We start from the raw sequence: 22,503 nt of genomic DNA, 5'->3' as shown, positions 1-22,503 counted from the left end.
CGCGTGTCAAACTCTTTTTTCTCACCGCTGTCGATTCAGACAAACTCGACCGACTTCCTCGCTGACCTCATTCGATAAACCCTTGTAACTCATTGAATCTCAAGGCTTTTTCGTTTCCGTCTGCGCCGGAAGTGGGGCGAATTATAGACACCTCAACGAGCGCGTCAACCGTTATTTTCAAAAACCTGAGATCTATTTCGCTACTCCCAATAAACACTGGGCCAGATCAATCCCGGGCTGCATCACTTACAAGCTCGGAAACGCGAACTGCGACGCTTCATGGCTTGCCCGCTGCGGCCAGCGCTGCGTAATTGCCTTGCGACGAGTGTAGAAACGCACCCCGTCAGGCCCATATGCATGCAGATCACCGAACAGCGAACGCTTCCAGCCACCAAAGCTGTGATAAGCAACCGGCACCGGCAGAGGTACGTTCACGCCAACCATCCCCACTTCAATCTCGTCGCAGAACAGACGCGCCGCTTCCCCGTCGCGAGTGAAGATGCACGTACCGTTGCCGTATTCGTGATCGTTGATCAGTTGCATGGCTGCTTCCAGGCTGTCGACACGCACGATGCACAGTACCGGTCCGAAAATCTCTTCTTTATAGATACGCATCTGCGGCGTGACGTTATCGAACAGGCACCCGCCCATGAAGAAGCCTTCCTCATGACCGGCAACCTCAAGCCCACGACCATCAACCACCAGCGTCGCCCCTGACTGAACGCCATCCTCTATATAGCCGCTGACCTTGTCGCGATGCTGCCCCGTTACCAACGGCCCCATGTCCAGGCCACAGGTTGTGCCCGCACCAATCTTCAGGCCCTGGATCTGCGGGACCAGTTTCGCCACCAGCGCATCGGCGATCTGATCACCCACACAGACGGCAACCGAAATCGCCATGCAGCGCTCTCCGCACGAACCATAGGCCGCGCCCATCAGGGCACTGACCGCATTGTCCAGATCCGCATCCGGCATCAGCACCGCATGATTCTTTGCGCCGCCCAATGCCTGAACACGCTTGCCCCGTGCAGCGCCTTCCTTATAGATGTATTCGGCGATAGGTGTGGAGCCGACAAAACTCAGCGCCTTCACTTCCGGCGCGTCGATCAGCGCATCCACTGCCACCTTGTCGCCATGCACCACGTTCAGCACACCCTTGGGCAATCCTGCTTCATGCAGCAACTCCGCAATCAATAGCGTGGAGCTGGGATCGCGCTCGGACGGTTTGAGGATGAAACAGTTGCCGCAGACAATCGCCAGCGGGTACATCCAAAGCGGCACCATCGCCGGGAAGTTGAAGGGTGTGATACCCGCTACGATGCCCAGCGGCTGAAAGTCGGACCACGCATCGATGTTCGGCCCCACATTACGACTGTATTCGCCCTTGAGCACTTCAGGCGCAGCGCAGGCGTATTCAACGTTCTCGATTCCGCGCTTCAACTCCCCCGCCGCATCTTCCAGTGTCTTGCCATGCTCTTCGCTGATCAGTTGAGCGATACGGCCTTCGTTCTGCTCCAGCAATTGCTTGAAACGGAACATCACCTGAGCCCGTTTTGCAGGCGGCGTATTACGCCAGACCGGAAAGGCTGCCTTGGCGGAGTCGATGGCCTGCTGAACGGTTTCGCGACTGGCGAGCGCTACCTTGTGAATGGCCTGTCCGGTGGACGGATTGAACACATCAGCCGTATGTCCATCATCGGAAACGAACTCACCGTGGATCAGGTGTTGAATGCTGCTCATGAAAAACTCCAAAAGGGTTTCCGGCAGGCACGAATCACTCCGCGCCTGCTGCTTATATAAGAAGGATGTCAGCGAAGACGATCAGTCGATGAGGTTCAGCGTTTCGCCCACGGCGTCGAACAGCCGGTCCAGGTCCTGCGCCTTGCTGTTGAAGGTCGGACCGAACTGCAGGGTGTCGCCGCCGAAGCGTACATAGAAGCCGGCCTTCCACAATTTCATCCCGGCCTCGAACGGCCGCACGATGGCATCGCCGTCACGCGGCGCGAGCTGGATGGCTCCGGCCAGGCCGTAGTTACGAATATCCACGACGTTCTTGCTGCCTTTGACGCCATGCAAGGCGCTCTCGAAATGAGGGGCCATTTGCGCGGCCTGTTGCACCAGATTCTCACGCTGCAGCAACTCGAGAGCAGCCAGACCCGCCGCACAGGCAACGGGATGCGCCGAGTAGGTATAGCCATGCGGGAATTCGACCGCGTATTCCGGCGTCGACTGGTTCATGAACGTCTGATAGATCTCGCTGCTGGCAATCACAGCGCCCATCGGGATGGCACCGTTGGTGATCTGCTTGGCGATGCACATCAGGTCAGGCGTCACGCCGAAGCTTTCGGCGCCGAACATCGAACCGGTACGACCAAAGCCCGTGATGACTTCATCGAAGATCAGCAGGATGTTGTGCTGATCGCAGATTTCACGCAGCCGCTTGAGATAGCCCTGCGGAGGCACAATCACACCGGCAGACCCGGCCATCGGCTCGACAATCACCGCGGCAATGTTCGACGCGTCGTGCAATTCAATCAGCTTGAGCATCTCGTCAGCCAGCGCGATTCCGCCCGCCTCCGGCATGCCTTTGGAATAGGCATTGCTGGCCAGCAGCGTATGCGGCAGATGATCGACGTCCATCAACTGACCGAACATTTTGCGGTTACCGTTCACACCACCCAGGCTTGTGCCTGCCACGTTCACGCCGTGATAACCGCGTGCTCGCCCGATCATCTTGGTCTTGGTGGCCTGGCCTTTAAGACGCCAGTAGGCACGCACCATCTTGACGGCAGTGTCGGCGCACTCGGAGCCGGAGTTGGTGTAGAAAACGTGATTGAGATTGCCCGGCGTCAGCTCGGTGATTTTTTCCGCGAGCTGAAACGATAGCGGGTGACCGAATTGAAACCCTGGCGAATAATCCAGCACGCCCAATTGCTTGTAGACGGCCTCCTGGATTTCCTTGCGGGTATGCCCGGCTCCGCAGGTCCAGAGACCGGAGAGCGCATCGTAGATCTTGCGGCCCTTGTCGTCCGTAAGGTAACTGCCTTGCGCTGCAACGATCAGGCGCGGGTCGCGCTGGAAGTTACGATTGGCCGTGTAGGGCATCCAGTGAGCATCAAGTTTCAGCTGACTGGCGACAGAAAGATCGGACGATTCGAGCATATTCATTGAAACGAACCTCGTGAGTGCTTGAGCAAGCGGTTATTTCAGTTAAGGTGCCATGGAGCCAAAGTCTGGAAAATCTGACTTTCACGATCTTTAGTTTGGTAGAGACTAAACAATGAGCACCCGTCGCACCGATCCTCTGGCGCAAGTCAGTGACTTTGATATCCGACTGTTGCGCCTGTTTAAAAGCGTAGTCGAGGCCGGAGGCTTCTCGGCGGCGGAAAGTGCGCTCGGCATCGGCCGGTCTGCGATCAGCCAGCAAATGAGCGATCTGGAACAGCGTCTGGGTCTGCGTCTCTGCCAGCGTGGGCGAGCCGGATTCTCGGTGACCGATGAGGGTAAAGAGGTCTACCAGTCGGCATTGCAGTTGCTGAGCGCGCTGGAAAGTTTTCGAACCGAGGTCAACGGCCTGCATCAGCATTTGCGCGGCGAACTGAATATCGGGCTGACCGACAATCTGGTCACCATGCCCCACATGCGCATCACCCATGCCATTTCGCAGCTCAAGGAGCGCGGACCGGATGTACACATCAACATCCGCATGAGCGCCCCGGCCGAAGTGGAGCAAGGGGTGCTCGAGGGCAAACTGCATGTCGGTGTGGTGCCTCAGGTCAGCGCATTGCCGGGTCTCGATTACCAGCCGCTGTATAGCGAGCGCTCGTTGCTGTATTGCGCAGTCGGCCATCCACTGTTCCGTGCAGCCGATGCTCTGATGGACAGCGAACACCTTGCCGAGCAGGACGCCATTGCACCGACTTTCAGGCTTCCGGCCGAAATCCAGGCCCATTATCAGGCGCTCACCTGCACGGCCAGCGCGTCGGATCGCGAGGGAATGGCGTTTTTGATCCTGACCGGGCGTTACATCGGTTATCTGCCGGACCATTACGCCAGCACCTGGGTCAGGGAAGGCAGGTTGCGTGCGTTGAAACCGGACTCGCGATTTTACGACCTGAGCCTGGTTACAGTGACGCGTAAAGGAAGGCGCCCTCATTTGGTGCTGGAAAGCTTCATGGAAGGATTGGCTGCTACTCGATGAAACACTTCATCATGCCAGCAGCTGAACGCGCATCAGCGGAAGCAACCAGGAATCCTGACAGACCATTGATACTACAGGCGGTATCACACATTCCGTGACAATAACCTGAGCAGGTGGACAGCTTTTTGCATTGGATCCGGATAACGAAACGCCAGCTCATGGCGCCTCCCTCCTGCCACGAAAGTTCGAGTGCCTGTCATGCAGCCCGAAACATCCGACAACAGTGACCTGATCTACGGCCTCGACGACCGCCCCAAACCACTGACAGCCATTCTGGCCGCTCTGCAACACGTACTCGCCAGCTTCGTCGGCATCATCACCCCGCCATTGATCATCGGCTCGGCACTGGGCTTGAGCGCCTACCTGCCCTACCTGATCAGCATGGCGTTGATGGTGTCCGGCGTGGGCACTTTCATTCAGGCGCGCCGCCCGTTCGGCATCGGGGCCGGAATGATCTGCCTGCAAGGCACCAGCTTCGCCTTTCTCGGCGCGGTGTTGTCGGCAGGCTTTCTAGTCAAACAGCGCGGCGGCAGCCCGGAAGACATCATGGCGATGATCTTCGGCGTGTGCTTTTTCGGCGCGCTGGTGCAGATCGTCCTGAGCCGTTGCATCAGCCAATTGCGCCGCGTGATCACGCCACTGATAACCGGCATCGTGATCACACTGATCGGTGTCAGCCTTATCAAGGTCGGCGTGACCGATCTGGGCGGCGGCTTCAATGCGCCCGACTTCGGTTCTCCGCTGAATCTGGCACTCGGGGTGTTCGTGCTGGTGGTGATCATCGCGCTGAATCGCTCCAAAACGCCATGGGTTCGCCTGTCGGGGATAATCATCGGCCTGGCTGTCGGCAGCCTGGCAGCGTGGTTCAGTGGCAAGCTCGTTCCGCAGCCTATTCATGACCTGCCGCTGATCAGCATTCCGGTTCCCTTTCGCTTCGGCTTCAGTTTTGACTGGAGCGCTTTCCTGCCCGTCGCGCTGATCTATCTGATCAGCAGCATCGAAACCGTCGGCGACCTGACCGCCAACTGCATGCTGGCCAGGCAACCCATCAGCGGCCCGAGCTACGTGGCCAGGCTCAAGGGCGGCGTGCTCGGTGACGGCGTCAGCTGCATGCTGGCTGCCACGTTCAGCGCATTTCCCAACACGACCTTTGCCCAGAACAACGGCGTCATCCAGTTGACCGGCGTTGCCAGCCGCTACGTCGGCCTGTACATCGGCGGCGTGTTGTTCATGCTGGGGTTGTTTCCACACATCGGCGCCATCGTTCAGCAGATTCCCAAACCGGTACTGGGCGGTGCCACGCTGGTGATGTTTGGCAGTGTGGCGGCGGCCGGCGTCCGGATTCTGGCTCAGTCGCCACTGGACCGGCGCAGCATGCTGATCATCGCAACCTCATTCGGAGTCGGCCTGGGCATCGCCTCCCAGCCCGCGCTGCTTCACCATATGCCCAAACTCGTGCAAAACCTGTTCGACTCGGCCATCACCAGCGGCGGCATCACGGCCATTCTGATGTGCCTGTTGATCCCGGAAAACAAGACCTGTGCCGACGTGCAGCCAACTGGCCAGGAAGCCGAACCCCTTGAGCATCAACGATAACTTTCCAGTGTCTGTGCTTGCGGGATGGCCGCAGGTGCGTTATCTGTTCGTCCGTTGCGTCCCTTGACCTGCCCGGAATCGCCCATGACCCTCCAAGTCCCCGCGCACAACGCTCACGTTGCCAAGCCAGCCAGCCGCATTCGTCAGAAGAATGAAGAAGCGATCATCAAGGCCGCCGAAGACGAGTTTGCACGTCACGGTTTCAAGGGCACCAGCATGAACACCATCGCGCTGAAGGCCGGGCTGCCCAAAGCCAACCTTCATTACTACTTCACCAACAAGCTGGGGCTCTACATTGCGGTGTTGAGCAACATCATTGAACTGTGGGACAGCACCTTCAATACCCTCAGCGTTGAAGATGATCCCGCAGAGGCGCTGGCAAGGTACATCCGCGCCAAGATGGAGTTTTCGCGCCGCCAGCCTCAGGCGTCGCGCATCTTTGCGATGGAAATCATCAGCGGCGGCGAATGCATGAGCGAGTATTTCAGCCAGGATTACCGGCTGTGGTTCCAGGGCCGGGCGGCGGTTTTCCAGGCCTGGATCGACGCAGGCAAGATGGACCCGGTCGACCCGGTGCACCTGATCTTCCTGCTGTGGGGCAGCACTCAGCATTATGCCGACTTTGCCTCCCAGATATGCCGCGTTACCGGGCGCACCCGTTTGACCAAACAGGATATGGACGAGGCCAGCGAAAACCTGATCAGCATTATCGTCAAAGGCTGTGGGCTCAAGCCGCCAGCCTTGTAGAATCCGCACCTTGTTGCCAGCCGGACGTACGCATGTCTTTTACCCTCGTTGGCTCTTGCGAGTTTCGTGAAGAAATTCGTAAAAGTCGCTTCATCACCATTGCCGCCCCCATCAGCAGCCCGACCGAGGCGCAGGCGTTCATCGACCAAAACAGTGATCCGAACGCCACCCACAACTGCTGGGCCTGGAAACTGGGTGATCAGTACCGCAGCAATGACGACGGCGAGCCGGGCGGTACGGCAGGTCGTCCGATTCTGGCGGCAATCGAAGCGCAGGGTTTCGATCAGGTCGTCGTGCTGGTCATTCGCTGGTACGGCGGCATCCAATTGGGAACCGGCGGTCTGGCCAGGGCCTACGGTGGTGGCGCCAACAAATGCCTGCAGCAGGCCGCACGTGTGGAATTGGTAAACCGGCTGTCTTTCAACCTTGAGTGCAGCTTCAGCGAACTGGCGCTGGTCAAGGTTCGCCTGGCTGAGTCGAGCGGGCTGGTTGAAGCCGAAAACTTCACCGCCAACGGTGTGGAATTGTCGGTGGCCATCGGCCCGGAGCACATCGAGAGCTTCCAGCGGCAACTGGCCGACCTGAGTCGAGGCAGAATCGTTCTGCACAAGACGCCAGCGCTGTAATCAAGCCTTCATGCAAACATGCACACTTGCCCACATCTACTGTGCATCCGACTGTGGATAAGCTGAGCACATACCGCTGGGAGCCTTGTCGGGCAAGCGATACAGACAATTGATCATTTTTTGCACAACCCAGATGAATATGTGCGAAAACGTCGATAAAACAATGTTTTAACCGCGCTTAGCACCTTCGAAACCTAAGCCGTTCGGGGTTATGCCCGGTTCGATGCGTTTCACACAGGAACTGTGGAGCAACCTGTGGATAACAGGTGCAAGGGTCTCGCAGTGGCTTGGCGGCTCACGCTCATCGACAACTGTACGTTTTTTGATCAGTCACGATGAACCATCTTGGCCCTCGCCATTGATCCGAACGCCCCGAACTGGTGCTGAAATCACACAGGTGATCGCAGGAAATCCCAAACGGGCGTGCAATGGACCTTATTCAGTGCCGTCCTACAAAAGCTGACTCCCTGGCCAGGATTTTGCTTTATCCACGGGCGACCCACTCCTGCCTCAGAGCCTGACATGTCAAACCACGCGACACCTGCGCGTCTTCAGTTACGCCACATCACCAAACGGTATCCTGGCTGTCTGGCCAACGACGCTGTCGATCTGACCATCCAGCCCGGAGAAATCCACGCGCTGCTGGGTGAGAACGGCGCGGGTAAAAGCACGCTGATGAAGATCATCTACGGCGTGACACAACCGGATTCCGGCACCGTCGTGTGGCAAGGTCAGCCACAGACCATGCGCAACCCAGCACAGGCCAGAAGTTTGGGCATCGGCATGGTGTTCCAGCATTTCTCACTGTTCGAAACCTTGAGCGTCGCGCAGAACATTGCGCTGGCCATGGGGGCGGCAGCCGGTACACCGAAACAACTGGAACCGCGCATCCGCGAGGTTTCGCAACGCTACGGCATGGCACTTGAGCCACAGCGGCTGGTGCACAGTCTGTCGATTGGCGAGCGGCAGAAGGTGGAGATCATTCGCTGCCTGATGCAGGACATCCGCCTGCTGATTCTCGACGAGCCCACCTCGGTGCTGACGCCGCTGGAAGCCGAAGAGCTGTTTGTCACCCTGCGGCACCTGGCAGCCGAAGGCTGCAGCATCCTGTTTATCAGTCACAAGCTGGGCGAGGTTCGCGCGCTTTGTCACAGCGCCACGGTGTTGCGAAACGGCAAGGTGTCCGGTCATTGCATCCCGGCAGAATGCTCGGACCTGGAACTGGCGCGGCTGATGGTCGGCGATGCCGAAGGACTGACGGCGCAGTATGAAAAAGTAAGCGGTGCAGCACCGTTTCTGCGGGTCGAGCGGCTGTCGTGGCACAACCCCGATCCGTTTGGCTGCTCCTTGAAGGACATCTGTCTGGAGGTGCGCAGCGGCGAGATCGTCGGCATCGCGGGCGTGGCAGGCAACGGCCAGGACGAGCTGCTGGCCTTGCTCAGCGGTGAACAGGTATTGCCCAACACCCAAGCTGCCACGCTGCGGTTCGCGGACACACCGGTCGGCCATCTGCGGCCCGACGCAAGGCGCAAGCGCGGCCTGGCCTTCGTCCCCGCCGAACGTCTGGGTCACGGCGCAGTGCCAGACCTGAGTCTGGCAGATAACGCGCTGCTCACGGCGTTCCAGCAAGGTCTGGTCAGCAAGGGCCTGATTCAGCGCGGCAAGGTCCGGGCGCTGGCCGACGAGATCATTCGCCGTTTTGCGGTGAAGACGCCAGACGCGCAGACCGCCGCACGCAGCCTGTCGGGCGGTAACCTGCAGAAATTCATTCTGGGGCGAGAGATCATGCAGAACCCCAGACTGCTGGTCGCTGCGCACCCGACCTGGGGCGTGGACGTCGGCGCCGCGGCTGCCATCCATCGCGCACTCATTGCCTTGCGCGATGCCGGCGCAGCGATTCTGGTGATCTCCGAAGACCTAGACGAACTGTTCCAGATCAGCGACCGCCTCGCCGCCCTGAGCGGTGGACAACTTTCCGACCTGATCCCGACCGGACAGACCAGCACCGTGCAGATCGGCGGCTGGATGGCCGGTCAGTTTCAACATTCTCACACTCAGGCACAGACGCCGGGTTAACGGAGCAAAACATGCTGCTTTCTCTGGAACCGCGCGGCCAGCAATCGCGCGCCATGTTGTGGTGCTCGCCCCTGCTGGCCGCCGTGCTGACGCTGGCCTGCGGGTCGCTGCTGTTCATCGCCCTGGGGCTCGACCCGTGGGTGACCTTGCACACCTTGTTGATCGCACCGGTCAGCGACCTGTACGGCCTGTCGGAGCTGATGGTCAAGACGCTGCCGATTCTGCTTTGCGCACTGGGTCTGGCGGTCGCCTATCAGGCCCGCATCTGGAACATAGGCGCCGAAGGACAATTGTTGCTGGGTGCTCTGGCGGGCAGCGCGGTGGCCGTCAATATCATCGAGATGGAAAGCCGCTGGGCGCTGGTGATGGTGTTACTCGCGGGCACACTGGCCGGTGCGGCCTGGGCCGGAGTAACGGCCTGGTTGCGCACGCATTTCAATGCCAATGAAATCCTCACCAGCATCATGCTCAATTACATCGCCCTGAACCTGCTGCTGTACTTCGTGCACGGCCCGCTCAAGGACCCGGCGGGCATGAACTTCCCGGAGTCCGCGACCTTTGGCGATGCCAGTCGACTGCCGCTATTGATGGAAGACGGTCGCGCTCACGTCGGCGTTTACTTCGCATTGCTGGCGCTGGTGGCGGTGTGGGTCCTGCTGCAGCGCAGCTTTGTCGGTTTCCAGATCAAGGTGCTGGGCCTGGACAAACGCGCCGCCGGGTTCGTCGGCTTTCGTGAGAAGCGCCTGGTGTGGCTGGCCTTGTTGATCAGCGGCGCACTGGCCGGACTTGCGGGCGTTTCGGAAGTCACCGGGCCCATCGGGCAACTGGTGCCACAGGTGTCGCCAGGCTATGGCTACGCGGCGATTACCGTGGCGTTTCTGGGCCGTCTCAATCCCATCGGCATTCTGTTTTCCAGTCTGTTGATCGCTTTGCTTTACCTGGGCGGCGAAAGCGCGCAGATGACCTTGAACCTGCCGCCCGCCATCACCCAGTTGTTTCAGGGAATGATGCTGTTCTTTCTGCTGGCCTGCGACGTTCTGATTCTTTACCGCCCGCGCCTGAAGATGCGCTGGGCCAAGCGTCAGATGACGCCTGCCGTGGGAGCCGCGTGATGGATATCGATCTACTGAGTAATATTTTCTACGCCATGGTGCGCTGCGGCACCCCGCTGTTGCTGGTCGCGCTCGGAGAGCTGATCTGTGAAAAGAGCGGCGTGATCAACCTTGGCCAGGAAGGGATGATGCTGTTTGGCGCGGTGATCGGCTTCATCATCGCCCTGAGCACCGGCAACCTTTGGCTCGGTGTGCTGCTGGCGATGCTGGCTGGCATGCTGCTCTCGGCACTGTTTGCGCTGGTTGCGCTGGTGTTCAACGCCAATCAGGTGGCCACCGGTCTGGCACTGACCATCTTCGGCGTCGGGCTGTCGAGCTTTGTAGGGGCCGCCTGGGTCGGCAAGCCACTCAGCGGTTTCGAGCCGGTTGCCATCCCCTTTCTGAGCGACATCCCGCTGATCGGTCGCATGCTGTTCGCTCAGGACTTGCTGGTCTACCTGTCCTTCGCCCTGTTTGCGCTGGTCGCCTGGGCGCTGCTGAAAAGTCGCATCGGGCTGATCATCCAGGCCGTCGGCGAAAATCCCGATGCGGCCAGTGCAATGGGCCTGCCCGTGTTGCGGGTTCGCACCCTCGCCGTGCTGTTCGGCGGCGCAATGGCTGGCTTGGCAGGCGCTTATCTGTCGCTTGCCTACACACCGATGTGGGCCGAAAACATGAGCGCCGGACGCGGCTGGATTGCCTTGGCGCTGGTGGTCTTCGCCAGTTGGCGCGTATGGCGTCTGCTGCTGGGCGCTTACCTGTTCGGTCTGGCCAGCATCCTGCACCTGGTCGCACAAGGCATCGGCCTGGCGATCCCGTCCAACCTGCTGGCCATGCTGCCCTATGTCGCGACCATCATTGTTCTGGTGCTGCTGTCCCGTGACGCATTGCGCACAAGGTTGTACGCACCGGTTTCGCTGGGGCAGCCCTGGCGGGCGGGGCATTAAGCGCAGGCAGGAGGATTCGACAGGCAGGCTCAGGACAATCAGGCTTGGCTTCAGCAGAACCATGAGCCAAGCTTGATCACTGTCCAAGGAACAGGCAGCTCGTCGCTAAACGATCGGCTTTCAGTCTGAACGAAGTCGGCGACAACGTTGCCGAAACCGAAACGGGTTCCCGAATCCTCTTTCAATCTGCCAAGGAGTTTTTTCATGACGACCAAAACCGCGCTGATCATCGGTGCCTCGCGTGGCCTGGGGCTTGGGCTGGTTCAACGCCTGACCGAACAGGGCTGGAAGGTCACCGCCACTGTTCGTGACCCACAAAAGGCCGACAGCCTGAAGGCGGTCGAAGGTGTACGGATCGAAGCAGTGGACATCGACGACACCGCTTCGCTGGAAGTGCTGGTCCAGAAACTCAAGGGCGAAGTGTTCGACGTGCTGTTCGTCAACGCCGGGATCATGGGGCCTAAACATCAGAGCGCGGCTCAGGCGACGGCTGCCGAACTGGGTCAGCTGTTTTTGACCAATGCGATTGCGCCGATCCGCCTTGCCGAACGCTTCGTCGACCATATTCGTCCGGAAACCGGCGTCCTGGCGTTCATGAGTTCGGGGCTGGGCAGTGTTGCCTGCCCTGAAGGCGAGACCATGACGTTGTATAAAGCCAGCAAGGCCGCGCTCAACTCGATGACCAACAGTTTTGTGGTGCAATTGCCAGAGCCTCGTCCGACCGTGTTGTCGCTGCATCCGGGCTGGGTGAAGACCGACATGGGTGGCGAGAATGCCGCCATTGACGTGCAGACCAGCACCACCGGGCTGGTTGAGCAGCTCAATGCCTACGCGGGCAAGGGCGGGCATCACTTCATTAACTACAAGGGAGAAACGATTGCCTGGTAGGTCATGAAGAGCGGACGCAGAACGTCCTGGGCGGCATTCCAACGCAGAGCGTGAGCATGCCGCCCGTAACGCTCCCCACGCACTCGCACGCGCAACTTGATTAAAAACTGACCACTTCAGTAAAATCCCCGACCTTGCCGAGGCGATGTCTGCTTCGCACCCTGGATCAGCAGACAGGGCAACACTGAGCTGGCTAACCCTGAACCCACTTTCAGAGGAGCCGGCCCATGTCCGCGATCCGTATCTGGTTGAAAAATCCCCTTGCCGTGTTCACCGCCAATGACCTTGACGCCCGTGGCGGTCTGGTCATTGAAGACGGTGTCATCACCGAAATGCTGGCCGCCGGGCAGCAACCCGCCCTGCCCTGCGACCAAGTGTTCGACGCCCGCGAGCATGTGCTGCTGCCGGGCTTGATCAACACGCATCACCATTTCTATCAAACCCTGACCCGCGCCTGGGCACCGGTGGTCAATCAGCCGCTGTTTCCATGGCTCAAGACCTTGTATCCGGTATGGGCACGACTGACGCCGGAAAAGCTCGCCGTCGCCAGCAAGGTCGCGCTGACCGAGCTGTTGTTGTCTGGCTGCACGACTGCCGCCGACCATCACTATCTGTTTCCGGATGGGCTGGAACAGGCCATCGACGTGCAGGTGCAAAGCGTTCGCGAACTGGGCATGCGTGCCATGCTCACCCGCGGTTCCATGAGTCTGGGCGAAGCGGACGGCGGTCTGCCACCACAACAGACCGTGCAACAGGGCGAAGTGATTCTGGCCGACAGCCAGCGCCTGATCGAGACCTACCACGAACGCGGCGAGGGTGCGCAGATCCAGATCGCCCTCGCCCCCTGCTCGCCGTTTTCCGTCACACCGCAGATCATGGCTGAAAGTGCTGCGCTGGCTGAAAAGCTCGACGTACGCCTGCACACTCATCTGGCCGAAACCCTAGACGAAGAAGACTTCTGCCTGCAACGTTTCGGTCTACGGACCGTGGACTATCTGGACAGCGTCGGCTGGCTCGGCCCGCGTACCTGGCTGGCTCACGGCATTCATTTCAATCCGGGTGAAATCGAGCGCCTGGGTTCAGCGGGAACGGGTGTTTGTCATTGCCCGAGCTCCAACATGCGCCTGGCGTCCGGTATCTGCCCGACGCTGGACCTTATTGCTGCGGGCGCGCCGCTCGGGTTGGGTGTCGACGGTTCGGCGTCCAACGACGCCTCGAACATGATGCTCGAAACCCGACAGGCGCTGTACCTGCAACGGTTGCGCTACGGCGCAGAAAAGATCACACCGGAACGGGTGCTGGGCTGGGCCACCAAGGGCTCGGCGCAACTCTTGGGGCGTAGCGACATTGGTGAGCTGGCGGTCGGCAAACAGGCGGATATGGCGCTGTTCAAACTCGACGAGCTGCGCTTCTCAGGCAGCCATGATCCGTTGTCCGCGCTGCTGCTCTGCGGCGCAGACCGTGCGGATCGGGTCATGATTGCAGGACGCTGGCGAGTGATCGACGGCCAGGTGGAAGGGCTGGATTTGCAGCAACTGATTGCGCAACACAGCCAGGCTGCGCGAGAGCTGATCCAAGGTTGAGCCTCGGCCCGTGAAGCTGTGAACGGATCGACACCCTCAGCGGTGTTGATCCGCTAGCGTGTCGCTTCCCACAGCCGCCAGGCGAGACATCGTGTCTACCCGTTCGCCCTCTTCAAACCTTCCCGAAGACGACAAAAGTCTGCTGCACCTGCTGCCGGGGCTGGCCTGGCAACGCTTGCTGTTGATAGGGCCTGCCGCCCTGCTCACGATGCTGCCGCATGCCCTGCGTCCATTGACTGATCCAGCCCCCGTGGAGGCGGCTTGCCGACGATGGCGTCAGTTCCGTCCGCTATGTCGCCTCAGGAAAAGCTGGGCACGATACGCGTAGAGCCCGGCTCACACCCCCAGACATGACAACATGATGAACGTTGCGAACAGCACGAAGTGGGTCATGCCCTCAATCGCGTTGGTTTCGCCGTCATTGAGGTTGATCGCGCTGACCAGCAGGGTGATCGCAATCATCACGGTCTGCACTGGCGTCATGGCCATCTGGAAAGGCTGGCCGCTGTAGAGCGCCATGGCTTCCATCACCGGAACGGTCAGAATTACCGTGGACAGCGACGCACCCAGCGCGATGTTGACCACTGACTGCATGCGGTTGGCCAGTGCCGCACGCAGTGCCGTCAGGATTTCAGGCGACGCAGAAATGGCGGCGACCAGAATCGCAGTCATGACCGGCGGCGCGCCGGTGCCTTCAAGCCCGAGGTCGACGGTCTTGGACATGACCTCCGCCAGCGCACCGATGACCACGACACCGACCACCAACGTGGCGATGGAACGGGTCAGGTTGACCGGCTCGGCATGCTCTTCGGGCTGATCCTTGCGCTTTTTCTTGTCCGGGTAGCTATAGCTGAAGAAGTAGCTGTGCGGCCCGACCTGCATGCGCAGGAACAGGGTATAGAGCAGAATCATCGCGCCGATGGTGAAGGCCGAATACAGCTTCCAGTTCGCTTCGGGGATGAACTCGGGGACGATCATGGACACGCCCATGGCAGTCATGATCATCACGCTGTAAGTGCGCGCCGAATCGTCGTTGTACGACTGCTCGCCATGCTTGATACCGCCCATCAGCGCGGCCAGACCCAGGATGCCGTTGATATCGAGCATCACAGCGGAATAGATGGTGTCGCGCACCAGCGTCGGTGACGGCTCGTTGCTCATCATGATCGCCAGGATCACGACTTCAACCAGCACCGCCGACAGCGTCAGGATCATTGTGCCGTATGGATCGCCCACTTTCTCGGCGAGCATTTCAGCGTGATGCGCTACCCGCAACGATGCGCAGACAATGAAGCCGACCAGCGCAAGGCCGGCCACCAGAGCAACCATCTGGCCATTGCCCAGCAGCGTGTGCTCCATCGGATAGGCGACGAAGGTGGCGATGATCGCCAGTAGTAAAAACTTTTCCTGCTTGAGCAAAGCGCCCATGTTGTTCCCCAAACCCTTGCGACACATCGCCGCGGATGTATATGAAGGTGTCTGTCATTGAAGCCGTTCAGAGTGCAGGGTGTGACAAAAGGTTTCAAAAAATGCCCAGAATGAGAACGACACCCACGCGTAAATGACTTTTGATCCCGTCGTCACGATGTGAAATAGTGCCCGCCGTTTTCTCCGCGACCGTTCTGGCGCGCCTGTTTCGCGACCAGATTTGCGTGAATGGGTTTTCGCGATTCCGTTTCAGTAACAAAGGACATTCGCCATGCGTGGTTTTCGACTGACATCTCTGCTGGCCGGCAGTCTGCTGGCGGCCCTGGCCTGCTCAATTCAGGCAGCGCCTATCGACATTGATGACGGCCAGCACAAGGTTCACTTGCCCGATGCACCCACGCGCGTGGTGGTGCTGGAGTTTTCCTTTCTCGACAGTCTGGCCTCGGTCGGCGTAACGCCCGTGGGTGCTGCGGACGACGGCGATGCCAACCGCGTATTGCCCAAGGCACGCAAGGCCGTTGGCGAATGGCAGTCGGTTGGCCTTCGCTCGCAGCCCAATATCGAAGTCATTGCACGCCTGAAGCCGGATCTGATCATTGCTGACCTGGGTCGTCATCAGGCGCTGTACAACGATCTGAACAGTCTGGCCCCCACACTGATGCTGCCGTCGCGCGGTGAGGACTATGAAGGCAGCCTGAAATCTGCCGAACTGATTGGCACGGCGCTGGGCAAAGGCCCACAGATGCAGGCACGTATCGCTGAAAACCGCGAGCACCTGAAAGCCGTGGCGGCGCAGATACCGGGCGACACCAAGGTGCTGTTCGGCGTCGCCCGTGAGGACAGCTTCTCGGTACACGGCCCGCATGCTTACGCAGGCAGCGTGTTGAAGGCCATCGGCTTGCAAGTGCCTGAGGTGCGCAAGAACGCCGCGCCGACCGAATTCGTCAGCCTTGAGCAATTGCTGGCGCTGGATCCTGGCTGGCTGCTGGTCGGTCATTATCGTCGCCCGAGTCTGGTAGACAGCTGGAGCAAGCAGCCGCTGTGGCAGGTGCTGAGTGCGGTGCGCAACAAGCAGGTGGCCGAAGTGGATGGCGACAGCTGGGCGCGTAATCGCGGGATCATGGCGTCCGAACAGATCGCCGATGACGCACTTGCAGTTCTCAAGGGCGGCAAGGCCGTGATCAATCCTTAAATGCGTCGCTGGCTGATGGCGAGCGTGATCGCCGCAGGTTGTCTAAGCCTGTTCTGGATGTCGCTGTTCGCCCTGTCGCCTTTCACCATCCGGCAGATCGACGCCTGGAACGGGCTGTTCACGCTGGGCCGCGAGGGCGGCAACATTGCCTACATCGTTGCGCAACTGCGCGTACCGCGAGCCTTGTGCGCGGCGCTGGTCGGTGCCTGTCTCGGCGTAGCCGGAGCCTTGATGCAAGGCATCACCCGCAATCGGCTCGCGTCCCCTTCCCTGTTTGGTGTTACGGCGGGTGCAGCGCTGGGTCTGGCCTTGTTCTCCACTGGGCTGATTGCCCTGCCCTTCCCCGGCGGTGCATTGCTGATGACCTGCCTGGGCGGCGCCCTGGCGTGGATTACAGTGTTCAGCCTCGGCGGCGCGTGGTCGCCTGCCACATCCCAAGGCCGACTGGTGCTGGCAGGCGTGGCGGTGGCGGCGTTATGCGCGGCGCTGACCCGTCTGACCGTGATTCTTGTTGAAGCCCAGGCGCAAAGCGTTCTGAACTGGCTGGCCGGTTCGCTGGCCAACGTCGGCGTCGAACAACTGCAGTTGCTGTGGCCCTGCACGCTGATCGGCGTTGTGCTGGCGATTGCCTGCGCGCCGCGCCTGAACCTGATCAACCTGGGCGAGGACGCTGCACGCTCGCTGGGCGTGCGCATCGGCGCGCTGCGCCTGCTGGTGTTCGTGGTCAGTCTGGTGCTAGTCGGTGCCAGTGTCTGCGCCGTAGGCCCCATCGGCTTTGTCGGCCTGATTGCGCCAAACATTGCCCGCCAATGGCTGGGCAACGATTACCGCTGGCTGATCCCGGTCAGCGCAGGATTGGGCGCTGCCATCGTGCTCGCGTCCGATCTGATCAGCCGCGCCGTGGCCTTCCCGGTCGAAACGCCGGCAGGCGTGGTGACGGCATTGATTGGCGCGCCGTTCTTTCTGTTTCTGGCGAGGCGCGCGCTATGAGCCAGCCTCGCTCAAGACTGCTGATTCTGATCGGCCTGCTGCTGCTGGCACTGTTGCTGAGCCTGAGTGCGGGTACGGTCTGGCTGACGCCCGGCGCGGTGCTCGACCATCTGATCGCCCACGACAGCAAGGACTTCGAAGTCTGGAATCACCGATTGCCACGGGGTCTGATTGCAATTGTCACCGGCTGTGCGTTCGGCCTGGCCGGTGCCATTGTGCAGGGCGTGATCCGCAACCCGCTGGCCTCGCCGGAAATCCTCGGTGTGACGCAAGGCGCGGGGCTGGCGCTGACCATCGCAATCATCGGCTTTCCGCATTTGCCCGTCTCGGCGCTGCCGTTCGTGGCATGTCTGGGCGGTGCGGGCGGCGCGCTGTTGCTGGCGCTTTACAACACTGGAGTGCAGTTTTCCGGTGTGCGCTTCGCACTCTCGGGTGTTGCCATTGCGGTGACGCTGTCGAGCATCACCGAGTTTCTGATTCTGTCCAACCCGCTGGACATCAACACCGCCCTGCTGGCGCTGACCGGCAGCCTGTGGAGCCGCAACTGGCACCACGTGCTGCTGGCCGTGCCGTTGCTGGTTCTGATTCCGGTCACGCTGTTGCTGGCCAAGCCGCTCAATCTGATCGGTCTGGGTGATGAAGCGGCGCAGAGCCTGGGCACCGGTCTCAAGCGCACGCGCTGGCTGGCGATGGGCAGCGCAGTGCTGCTGACCAGCATGGGCGTCGGGATCATCGGTCCGATCAGTTTCGTCGGCCTGGTCGCGCCGCACATGGCCCGTCGACTGGTGGGGGGGCATCATCAATTCCTGCTGCCCGCCTCTATGGTGCTGGGCGCGTTGTTGCTGGTGCTGGCCGACACGCTCGGTCGCACGTTGATCGCGCCCAGCGAAATCCCGGCCGGGATTCTCACGGCGGTCATCGGCGCTCCGTATTTCCTGTGGCTGCTGGCCCGATTCAAAGGTTGATTCCCATGAGCATTCTTCAGGCACAGCAACTCGACATCGGCTACGGGGCAACCCGCATCGTGCAGGACCTTTCATTCAGCCCGCCGCCCGGTAAGGTCACGGCGCTGATCGGCCCCAACGGTTGTGGCAAGTCCACGCTGCTCAAGGCGTTCGCGAGGATTCTCACGCCGCAGTCCGGCAGTCTGAGTCTGGACGGCAAGGCCTACCGCGATCTGTCGGCACGGGATCTGGCCCGCAAGGTGGCGTTTCTGCCACAGGTGTTGCCCATTCCCGAAGGCGTGAGCGTGCGTCAACTGGTTGCCTATGGTCGCAGTCCGCACAACAGTCTCTGGGGCCGCCTGAGCGGCGCGGATCAGCACAGTATCGAGCAGGCCTTGCAGCGCATGGAGCTGGAGACCCTCGCCGACCGGCCGTTGTCCGACCTGTCCGGCGGGCAGCGTCAGCGCGCATGGCTGGCAATGATTCTGGCGCAGGACGCCGCCATTGTGCTGCTCGACGAGCCGACCACCTATCTGGACATCAGCCATCAGGTCGAACTGCTGGACCTGATGCGCGCGCTCAGCGCCGAGGGCAAGACGGTCATTACTGTGTTGCACGACATCAACCAGGCCTGCCGTTACGCTGACCATCTGGCGGTGATGCAGGCCGGGCGACTGGTGGCCAGCGGTGCGCCCGGTGACGTATTGAACGCCGAACTGGTGTGTCGGGTGTTCGATGTTCAGGTGCAGATCATGCAGGAACCGGTGGCGGGCACGCCCATGTGCATCGTCGAGCGCAGCACCCGCTGCACCAGTTAGCGGCGAAGGGTCTGAACCCTGCACCGTCGCGCTGCATATCACCGTCAGCAAAACGGTCTGCAACGCGTCTGCGTCATAACTTGTCTTTGTGGTCAGCTATTTGCATTGCCGGAGTATCCCCTCCAACAAGACTGCAAGGAGCAAGACCCGATGCACCTGACCACCCCACGCCGTCCCCTGAAAAAACTGCTGTGCGCCATGACCGCTGTCGTCGGTCTGGGTGCCAGCCTGCTCGCCTCGGCAGCCGATCCGCTGAAAGTCGGCTTCGTCTATATCGGTCCTATCGGCGACCACGGCTGGACCTATCAGCACGAACAGGGCCGCAAGGCGATGGTCGCGGCGCTGGGCGACAAGGTCAGCAGCAGCTACGTGGAAAACGTGCCGGAAGGCGCCGATGCCGAGCGTGTGATCCGCAACATGGCCAAGGGCGGCTATGACCTGATCTTCAGCACCTCCTTCGGCTACATGAACCCGACCCTGAAAGTAGCCAAGCAGTTTCCCAAGGTGAAGTTCGAGCACGCCACCGGCTACAAGCAGGACAAGAACATGGGCACCTACCTGGCCCGCACCTATGAAGGCCGTTACGTAGGTGGTTTCATCGCCGCGAAAATGACCAAGACCAAGAAGATCGGTTACGTCGCCTCGTTCCCGATTCCGGAAGTGCTGCGTGACATCGACGCCATCCAACTGGCCTTGAACAAGTACAACCCCGGCACCGAAATCAAAGTGGTGTGGGTCAACTCCTGGTTCGATCCGGGCAAGGAAGCCGACGCGGCCAACGCGCTGATCGATCAGGGTGTGGACGTGGTGTTCCAGCACACCGACAGCCCGGCGCCGATCCAGACCGCCGAACGTCGTGGCGTGTACGCCGTCGGCTACGCATCGGACATGGCGCACTTCGGTCCCAAGGCCGTCCTGACCTCCATCGTCAACAACTGGGGGCCGCACTACATTCAGGCTGCCGAGGGCGTCCTCGCAGGCACCTGGAAACCTCAGGATTACTGGGGCGGCCTGAAGGAAGGCACGGTTGAACTGCCGATCAGCGATATCGTCCCTGCCGACGTGAAGGCTGAAGCACAGACGATCATCGCCAGCATCGAAAGCGGCGAATTCCATCCGTTCACCGGCCCCATCAAGGACCAGACCGGTACCGTGAAGATCCCCGCTGGCGTGGTCGCGACCAACGCCGAGCTGGCCTCGATGAACTACTACGTCGAAGGCATCAAGGCCGAACTGCCGAAGTAATCTGTCCGGGTGATCGCGTCCCGACTCGCAGGGCGCGATCACGCTGAAGACCAACCGATTTCCAGGACCGCTTCATGGACCAGCTTCCCATCATCGACATCGCCCCGCTCTACGGCACGGACACTGAGGCCTGGCAGAGCGTTGCCAGTCAGATCGACAGCGCCTGCCGCGAATGGGGTTTCTTCTACATCACGGGACACCCCATCACGCCAAAGCGGATCGAGCAGGTGCAATCGGCTGCGCGACGTTTCTTCGCCCAGCCGGCGGCGGAAAAGCTCAAGATCGACATAACCCAAAGCACTCACCATCGCGGCTATGGCGCCATCGCCACCGAGCAATTGGACCCCAGTCTGCCGAGCGATCTGAAAGAAACCTTCGACATGGGCCTGCACATGGATGCCGGGCATCCCGACGTGCTGGCGGGAAAACCGTTGCGCGGGCCGAATCGACACCCCGACCTGCCGGGCTGGGAAAGCCTGATGGAGCAGCATTACCTGGACATGCAGGCACTGGCGCAAACCCTGCTGCGTGCCATGACCCTGGCACTGGGCATCGAGCGGGACTTCTTCGACCAGCGCTTCAAGGACCCGGTCAGCGTGTTGCGCATGATCCACTATCCGCCGCGCCACACGGCTACGTCGAAAGAGCAGCAAGGCGCAGGCGCTCACACCGATTACGGCTGCATCACCCTGTTGCATCAGGACGCTGCGGGCGGGCTGCAGGTGCGCGATGTACGCGGCCAGTGGATTGACGCGCCGCCTGTCGAAGGTACGTTCGTCGTCAACCTCGGCGACATGATGGCGCGCTGGAGCAATGATCGTTACCTGTCCACGCCGCACCGGGTCATCAGCCCGCTGGGTGTCGATCGCTACTCAATGCCGTTTTTCGCCGAACCTCATCCGGACACACGTATCGAATGCCTGCCGGGTTGCCAGAGCGAAAGCCAGCCGGCCCGCTATCCTGTCACGACCTGTGCCGAGTTCCTGTTGTCACGCTTTTCTGACACGTATGCCTATCGTCGAGAACCGGAAAAGGCATCTTAGTTGAACGGTCGGTCAGGTTTTACCCTATGCGGCGATGTGCATCTGTAGAATGCCCGCGATCTGCACCTGATGAGAAAAGCACATGTACGACTGGTTGAACGCCCTGCCCAAGGCAGAACTGCACCTGCACCTTGAAGGCTCGCTGGAACCCGAGCTGCTGTTTGCCCTGGCCGAGCGCAACAAAATTGCCCTGCCGTGGAACGATGTGGAAGCCTTGCGCAAGGCGTACGCTTTCAACAACCTGCAGGAATTCCTCGACCTGTATTACCAGGGCGCGGACGTGTTGCGCACCGAGCAGGACTTCTACGACCTGACCTGGGCCTACCTGCAACGCTGCAAGGCGCAGAACGTCATTCATACCGAACCGTTCTTCGATCCACAGACCCATACTGACCGTGGCATTCCATTCGAAGTGGTGCTGGCCGGGATCACTGGCGCGCTCAAAGACGGCAAGTCGCAACTGGGAGTCGACAGCGGCCTGATCCTCAGCTTCCTGCGCCATCTGAGTGAAGAAGAAGCCGAGAAAACCCTGACACAGGCACTGCCTTTCCGCGATGCATTCGTGGCGGTCGGTCTGGACAGCTCGGAAATGGGCCATCCGCCGAGCAAGTTTCAGCGCGTCTTTGACCGCGCCCGCAACGAAGGCTTCCTGACCGTAGCCCACGCTGGCGAAGAAGGCCCGCCGGAGTACATCTGGGAAGCACTGGACCTGCTGAAAATCGAACGCATCGACCATGGCGTACGCGCAATCGAAGACGAGCGGCTGATGCAGCGCATCATCGATGAGCAGATCCCGCTGACCGTCTGCCCGCTGTCCAACACCAAACTCTGTGTGTTCGACGACATGACCCAGCACAACATCCTCGACATGCTGGAGCGCGGAGTGAAGGTCACGGTCAACTCGGATGACCCGGCCTACTTCGGCGGCTACGTCACCGAAAACTTCCACGCCCTGTACACCCATCTGGGCATGACCGAGGACCAGGCAAAACGCCTGGCGCAGAACAGCCTGGATGCGCGGTTGGTAAAACCGTAACCCCGGAGCGTCATCGTGATCGTGCCGATGCTTCGCGTCGGCATGCAGCCCG

Annotated in this window: 19 protein-coding genes; 16 read left to right on the top strand and 3 right to left on the bottom strand. The window is 60.5% G+C overall.

Annotated elements, in window-relative coordinates:
• Positions 1–246: 246 nt before the first annotated feature.
• Both KDX39_RS23640 and KDX39_RS23635 read right to left on the bottom strand, forming a co-directional pair.
• Complete coding sequence (locus KDX39_RS23640) at positions 247–1,740, bottom strand: CoA-acylating methylmalonate-semialdehyde dehydrogenase (RefSeq protein ID WP_231661981.1); 1,494 nt, start codon at positions 1,738–1,740, stop codon at positions 247–249.
• Positions 1,741–1,821: 81 nt separating this feature from the next.
• Positions 1,822–3,168, bottom strand: a complete 1,347-nt coding sequence (locus tag KDX39_RS23635; RefSeq protein ID WP_210076642.1) for an aspartate aminotransferase family protein — start codon at positions 3,166–3,168, stop codon at positions 1,822–1,824.
• Positions 3,169–3,280: 112 nt separating this feature from the next.
• Between KDX39_RS23635 and KDX39_RS23630 the strand changes: the two genes are divergently transcribed.
• The 9 genes from KDX39_RS23630 (at position 3,281) to KDX39_RS23590 (ending at position 13,755) form a co-directional block, all read left to right on the top strand.
• The gene (locus tag KDX39_RS23630; RefSeq protein ID WP_231661980.1) at positions 3,281–4,201 is read left to right on the top strand and encodes a LysR family transcriptional regulator; all 921 of its coding nucleotides are present in this window, start codon (positions 3,281–3,283) and stop codon (positions 4,199–4,201) included.
• Positions 4,202–4,399: 198 nt separating this feature from the next.
• Positions 4,400–5,797, top strand: a complete 1,398-nt coding sequence (locus KDX39_RS23625; RefSeq protein WP_231661979.1) for a uracil-xanthine permease family protein — start codon at positions 4,400–4,402, stop codon at positions 5,795–5,797.
• Between the two features lie 84 nt (positions 5,798–5,881).
• Positions 5,882–6,544 carry a TetR/AcrR family transcriptional regulator gene (locus KDX39_RS23620; RefSeq protein ID WP_099227019.1) on the top strand — a complete coding sequence of 221 codons (663 nt, stop codon included), beginning with the start codon at positions 5,882–5,884 and terminating at the stop codon, positions 6,542–6,544.
• Between the two features lie 32 nt (positions 6,545–6,576).
• Positions 6,577–7,170 carry an IMPACT family protein gene (locus KDX39_RS23615; protein ID WP_231661978.1) on the top strand — a complete coding sequence of 198 codons (594 nt, stop codon included), beginning with the start codon at positions 6,577–6,579 and terminating at the stop codon, positions 7,168–7,170.
• 522 nt (positions 7,171–7,692) lie between these two features.
• Entirely contained in the window at positions 7,693–9,246 is a 1,554-nt protein-coding gene (locus KDX39_RS23610; protein WP_231661977.1) for an ABC transporter ATP-binding protein, read from the top strand.
• An 11-nt stretch (positions 9,247–9,257) separates the two neighbouring features.
• Complete coding sequence (locus KDX39_RS23605; protein WP_231661976.1) at positions 9,258–10,358, top strand: ABC transporter permease; 1,101 nt, start codon at positions 9,258–9,260, stop codon at positions 10,356–10,358.
• Complete coding sequence (locus tag KDX39_RS23600) at positions 10,358–11,284, top strand: ABC transporter permease (RefSeq protein WP_029243539.1); 927 nt, start codon at positions 10,358–10,360, stop codon at positions 11,282–11,284. Before KDX39_RS23605 ends, KDX39_RS23600 begins: the two co-directional genes overlap by 1 nt.
• Before the next feature lie 204 nt (positions 11,285–11,488).
• Positions 11,489–12,172, top strand: a complete 684-nt coding sequence (locus tag KDX39_RS23595; RefSeq protein WP_231661975.1) for an SDR family oxidoreductase — start codon at positions 11,489–11,491, stop codon at positions 12,170–12,172.
• Positions 12,173–12,399: 227 nt separating this feature from the next.
• Positions 12,400–13,755: an 8-oxoguanine deaminase gene (locus KDX39_RS23590; RefSeq protein WP_231661974.1), complete on the top strand. Its 1,356-nt coding sequence runs from the start codon at positions 12,400–12,402 to the stop codon at positions 13,753–13,755.
• A 336-nt stretch (positions 13,756–14,091) separates the two neighbouring features.
• Here KDX39_RS23590 and KDX39_RS23585 read toward each other — a convergent pair whose 3' ends face one another.
• Positions 14,092–15,183, bottom strand: a complete 1,092-nt coding sequence (locus tag KDX39_RS23585) for a calcium:proton antiporter (RefSeq protein WP_099227164.1) — start codon at positions 15,181–15,183, stop codon at positions 14,092–14,094.
• A 271-nt stretch (positions 15,184–15,454) separates the two neighbouring features.
• Between KDX39_RS23585 and KDX39_RS23580 the strand changes: the two genes are divergently transcribed.
• The 7 genes from KDX39_RS23580 (at position 15,455) to KDX39_RS23550 (ending at position 22,451) form a co-directional block, all read left to right on the top strand.
• Positions 15,455–16,375 (top strand): Fe(3+) dicitrate ABC transporter substrate-binding protein, encoded by a 921-nt coding sequence (locus tag KDX39_RS23580; protein ID WP_231661973.1) that lies wholly within the window; start codon positions 15,455–15,457, stop codon positions 16,373–16,375.
• Complete coding sequence (gene fecC, locus KDX39_RS23575) at positions 16,376–17,365, top strand: iron-dicitrate ABC transporter permease FecC (RefSeq protein ID WP_231661972.1); 990 nt, start codon at positions 16,376–16,378, stop codon at positions 17,363–17,365. It abuts the gene before it with no gap.
• Entirely contained in the window at positions 17,362–18,330 is a 969-nt protein-coding gene (locus KDX39_RS23570) for an iron chelate uptake ABC transporter family permease subunit (RefSeq protein WP_231661971.1), read from the top strand. Before fecC ends, KDX39_RS23570 begins: the two co-directional genes overlap by 4 nt.
• A 5-nt stretch (positions 18,331–18,335) precedes the next feature.
• Positions 18,336–19,127: a Fe(3+) dicitrate ABC transporter ATP-binding protein FecE gene (fecE, locus tag KDX39_RS23565; RefSeq protein WP_231661970.1), complete on the top strand. Its 792-nt coding sequence runs from the start codon at positions 18,336–18,338 to the stop codon at positions 19,125–19,127.
• A gap of 150 nt (positions 19,128–19,277) precedes the next feature.
• On the top strand, positions 19,278–20,372 hold the full coding sequence (locus KDX39_RS23560; protein ID WP_184323479.1) for a BMP family ABC transporter substrate-binding protein: 1,095 nt from the start codon (positions 19,278–19,280) through the stop codon (positions 20,370–20,372).
• 74 nt (positions 20,373–20,446) lie between these two features.
• Complete coding sequence (locus KDX39_RS23555; RefSeq protein WP_231661969.1) at positions 20,447–21,415, top strand: isopenicillin N synthase family dioxygenase; 969 nt, start codon at positions 20,447–20,449, stop codon at positions 21,413–21,415.
• A gap of 82 nt (positions 21,416–21,497) precedes the next feature.
• Positions 21,498–22,451 carry an adenosine deaminase gene (locus KDX39_RS23550; protein ID WP_231661968.1) on the top strand — a complete coding sequence of 318 codons (954 nt, stop codon included), beginning with the start codon at positions 21,498–21,500 and terminating at the stop codon, positions 22,449–22,451.
• Positions 22,452–22,503: the final 52 nt, after the last annotated feature.

Source organism: Pseudomonas sp. CDFA 610, assembly GCF_021147865.1.
In the GTDB taxonomy this organism is placed as follows: Bacteria; Pseudomonadota; Gammaproteobacteria; order Pseudomonadales; family Pseudomonadaceae; genus Aquipseudomonas; species Aquipseudomonas alliivorans.
The sequence above is the reverse complement of the archived record's forward strand: the minus strand, read 5'-3'. Positions and strand labels throughout refer to the sequence as shown.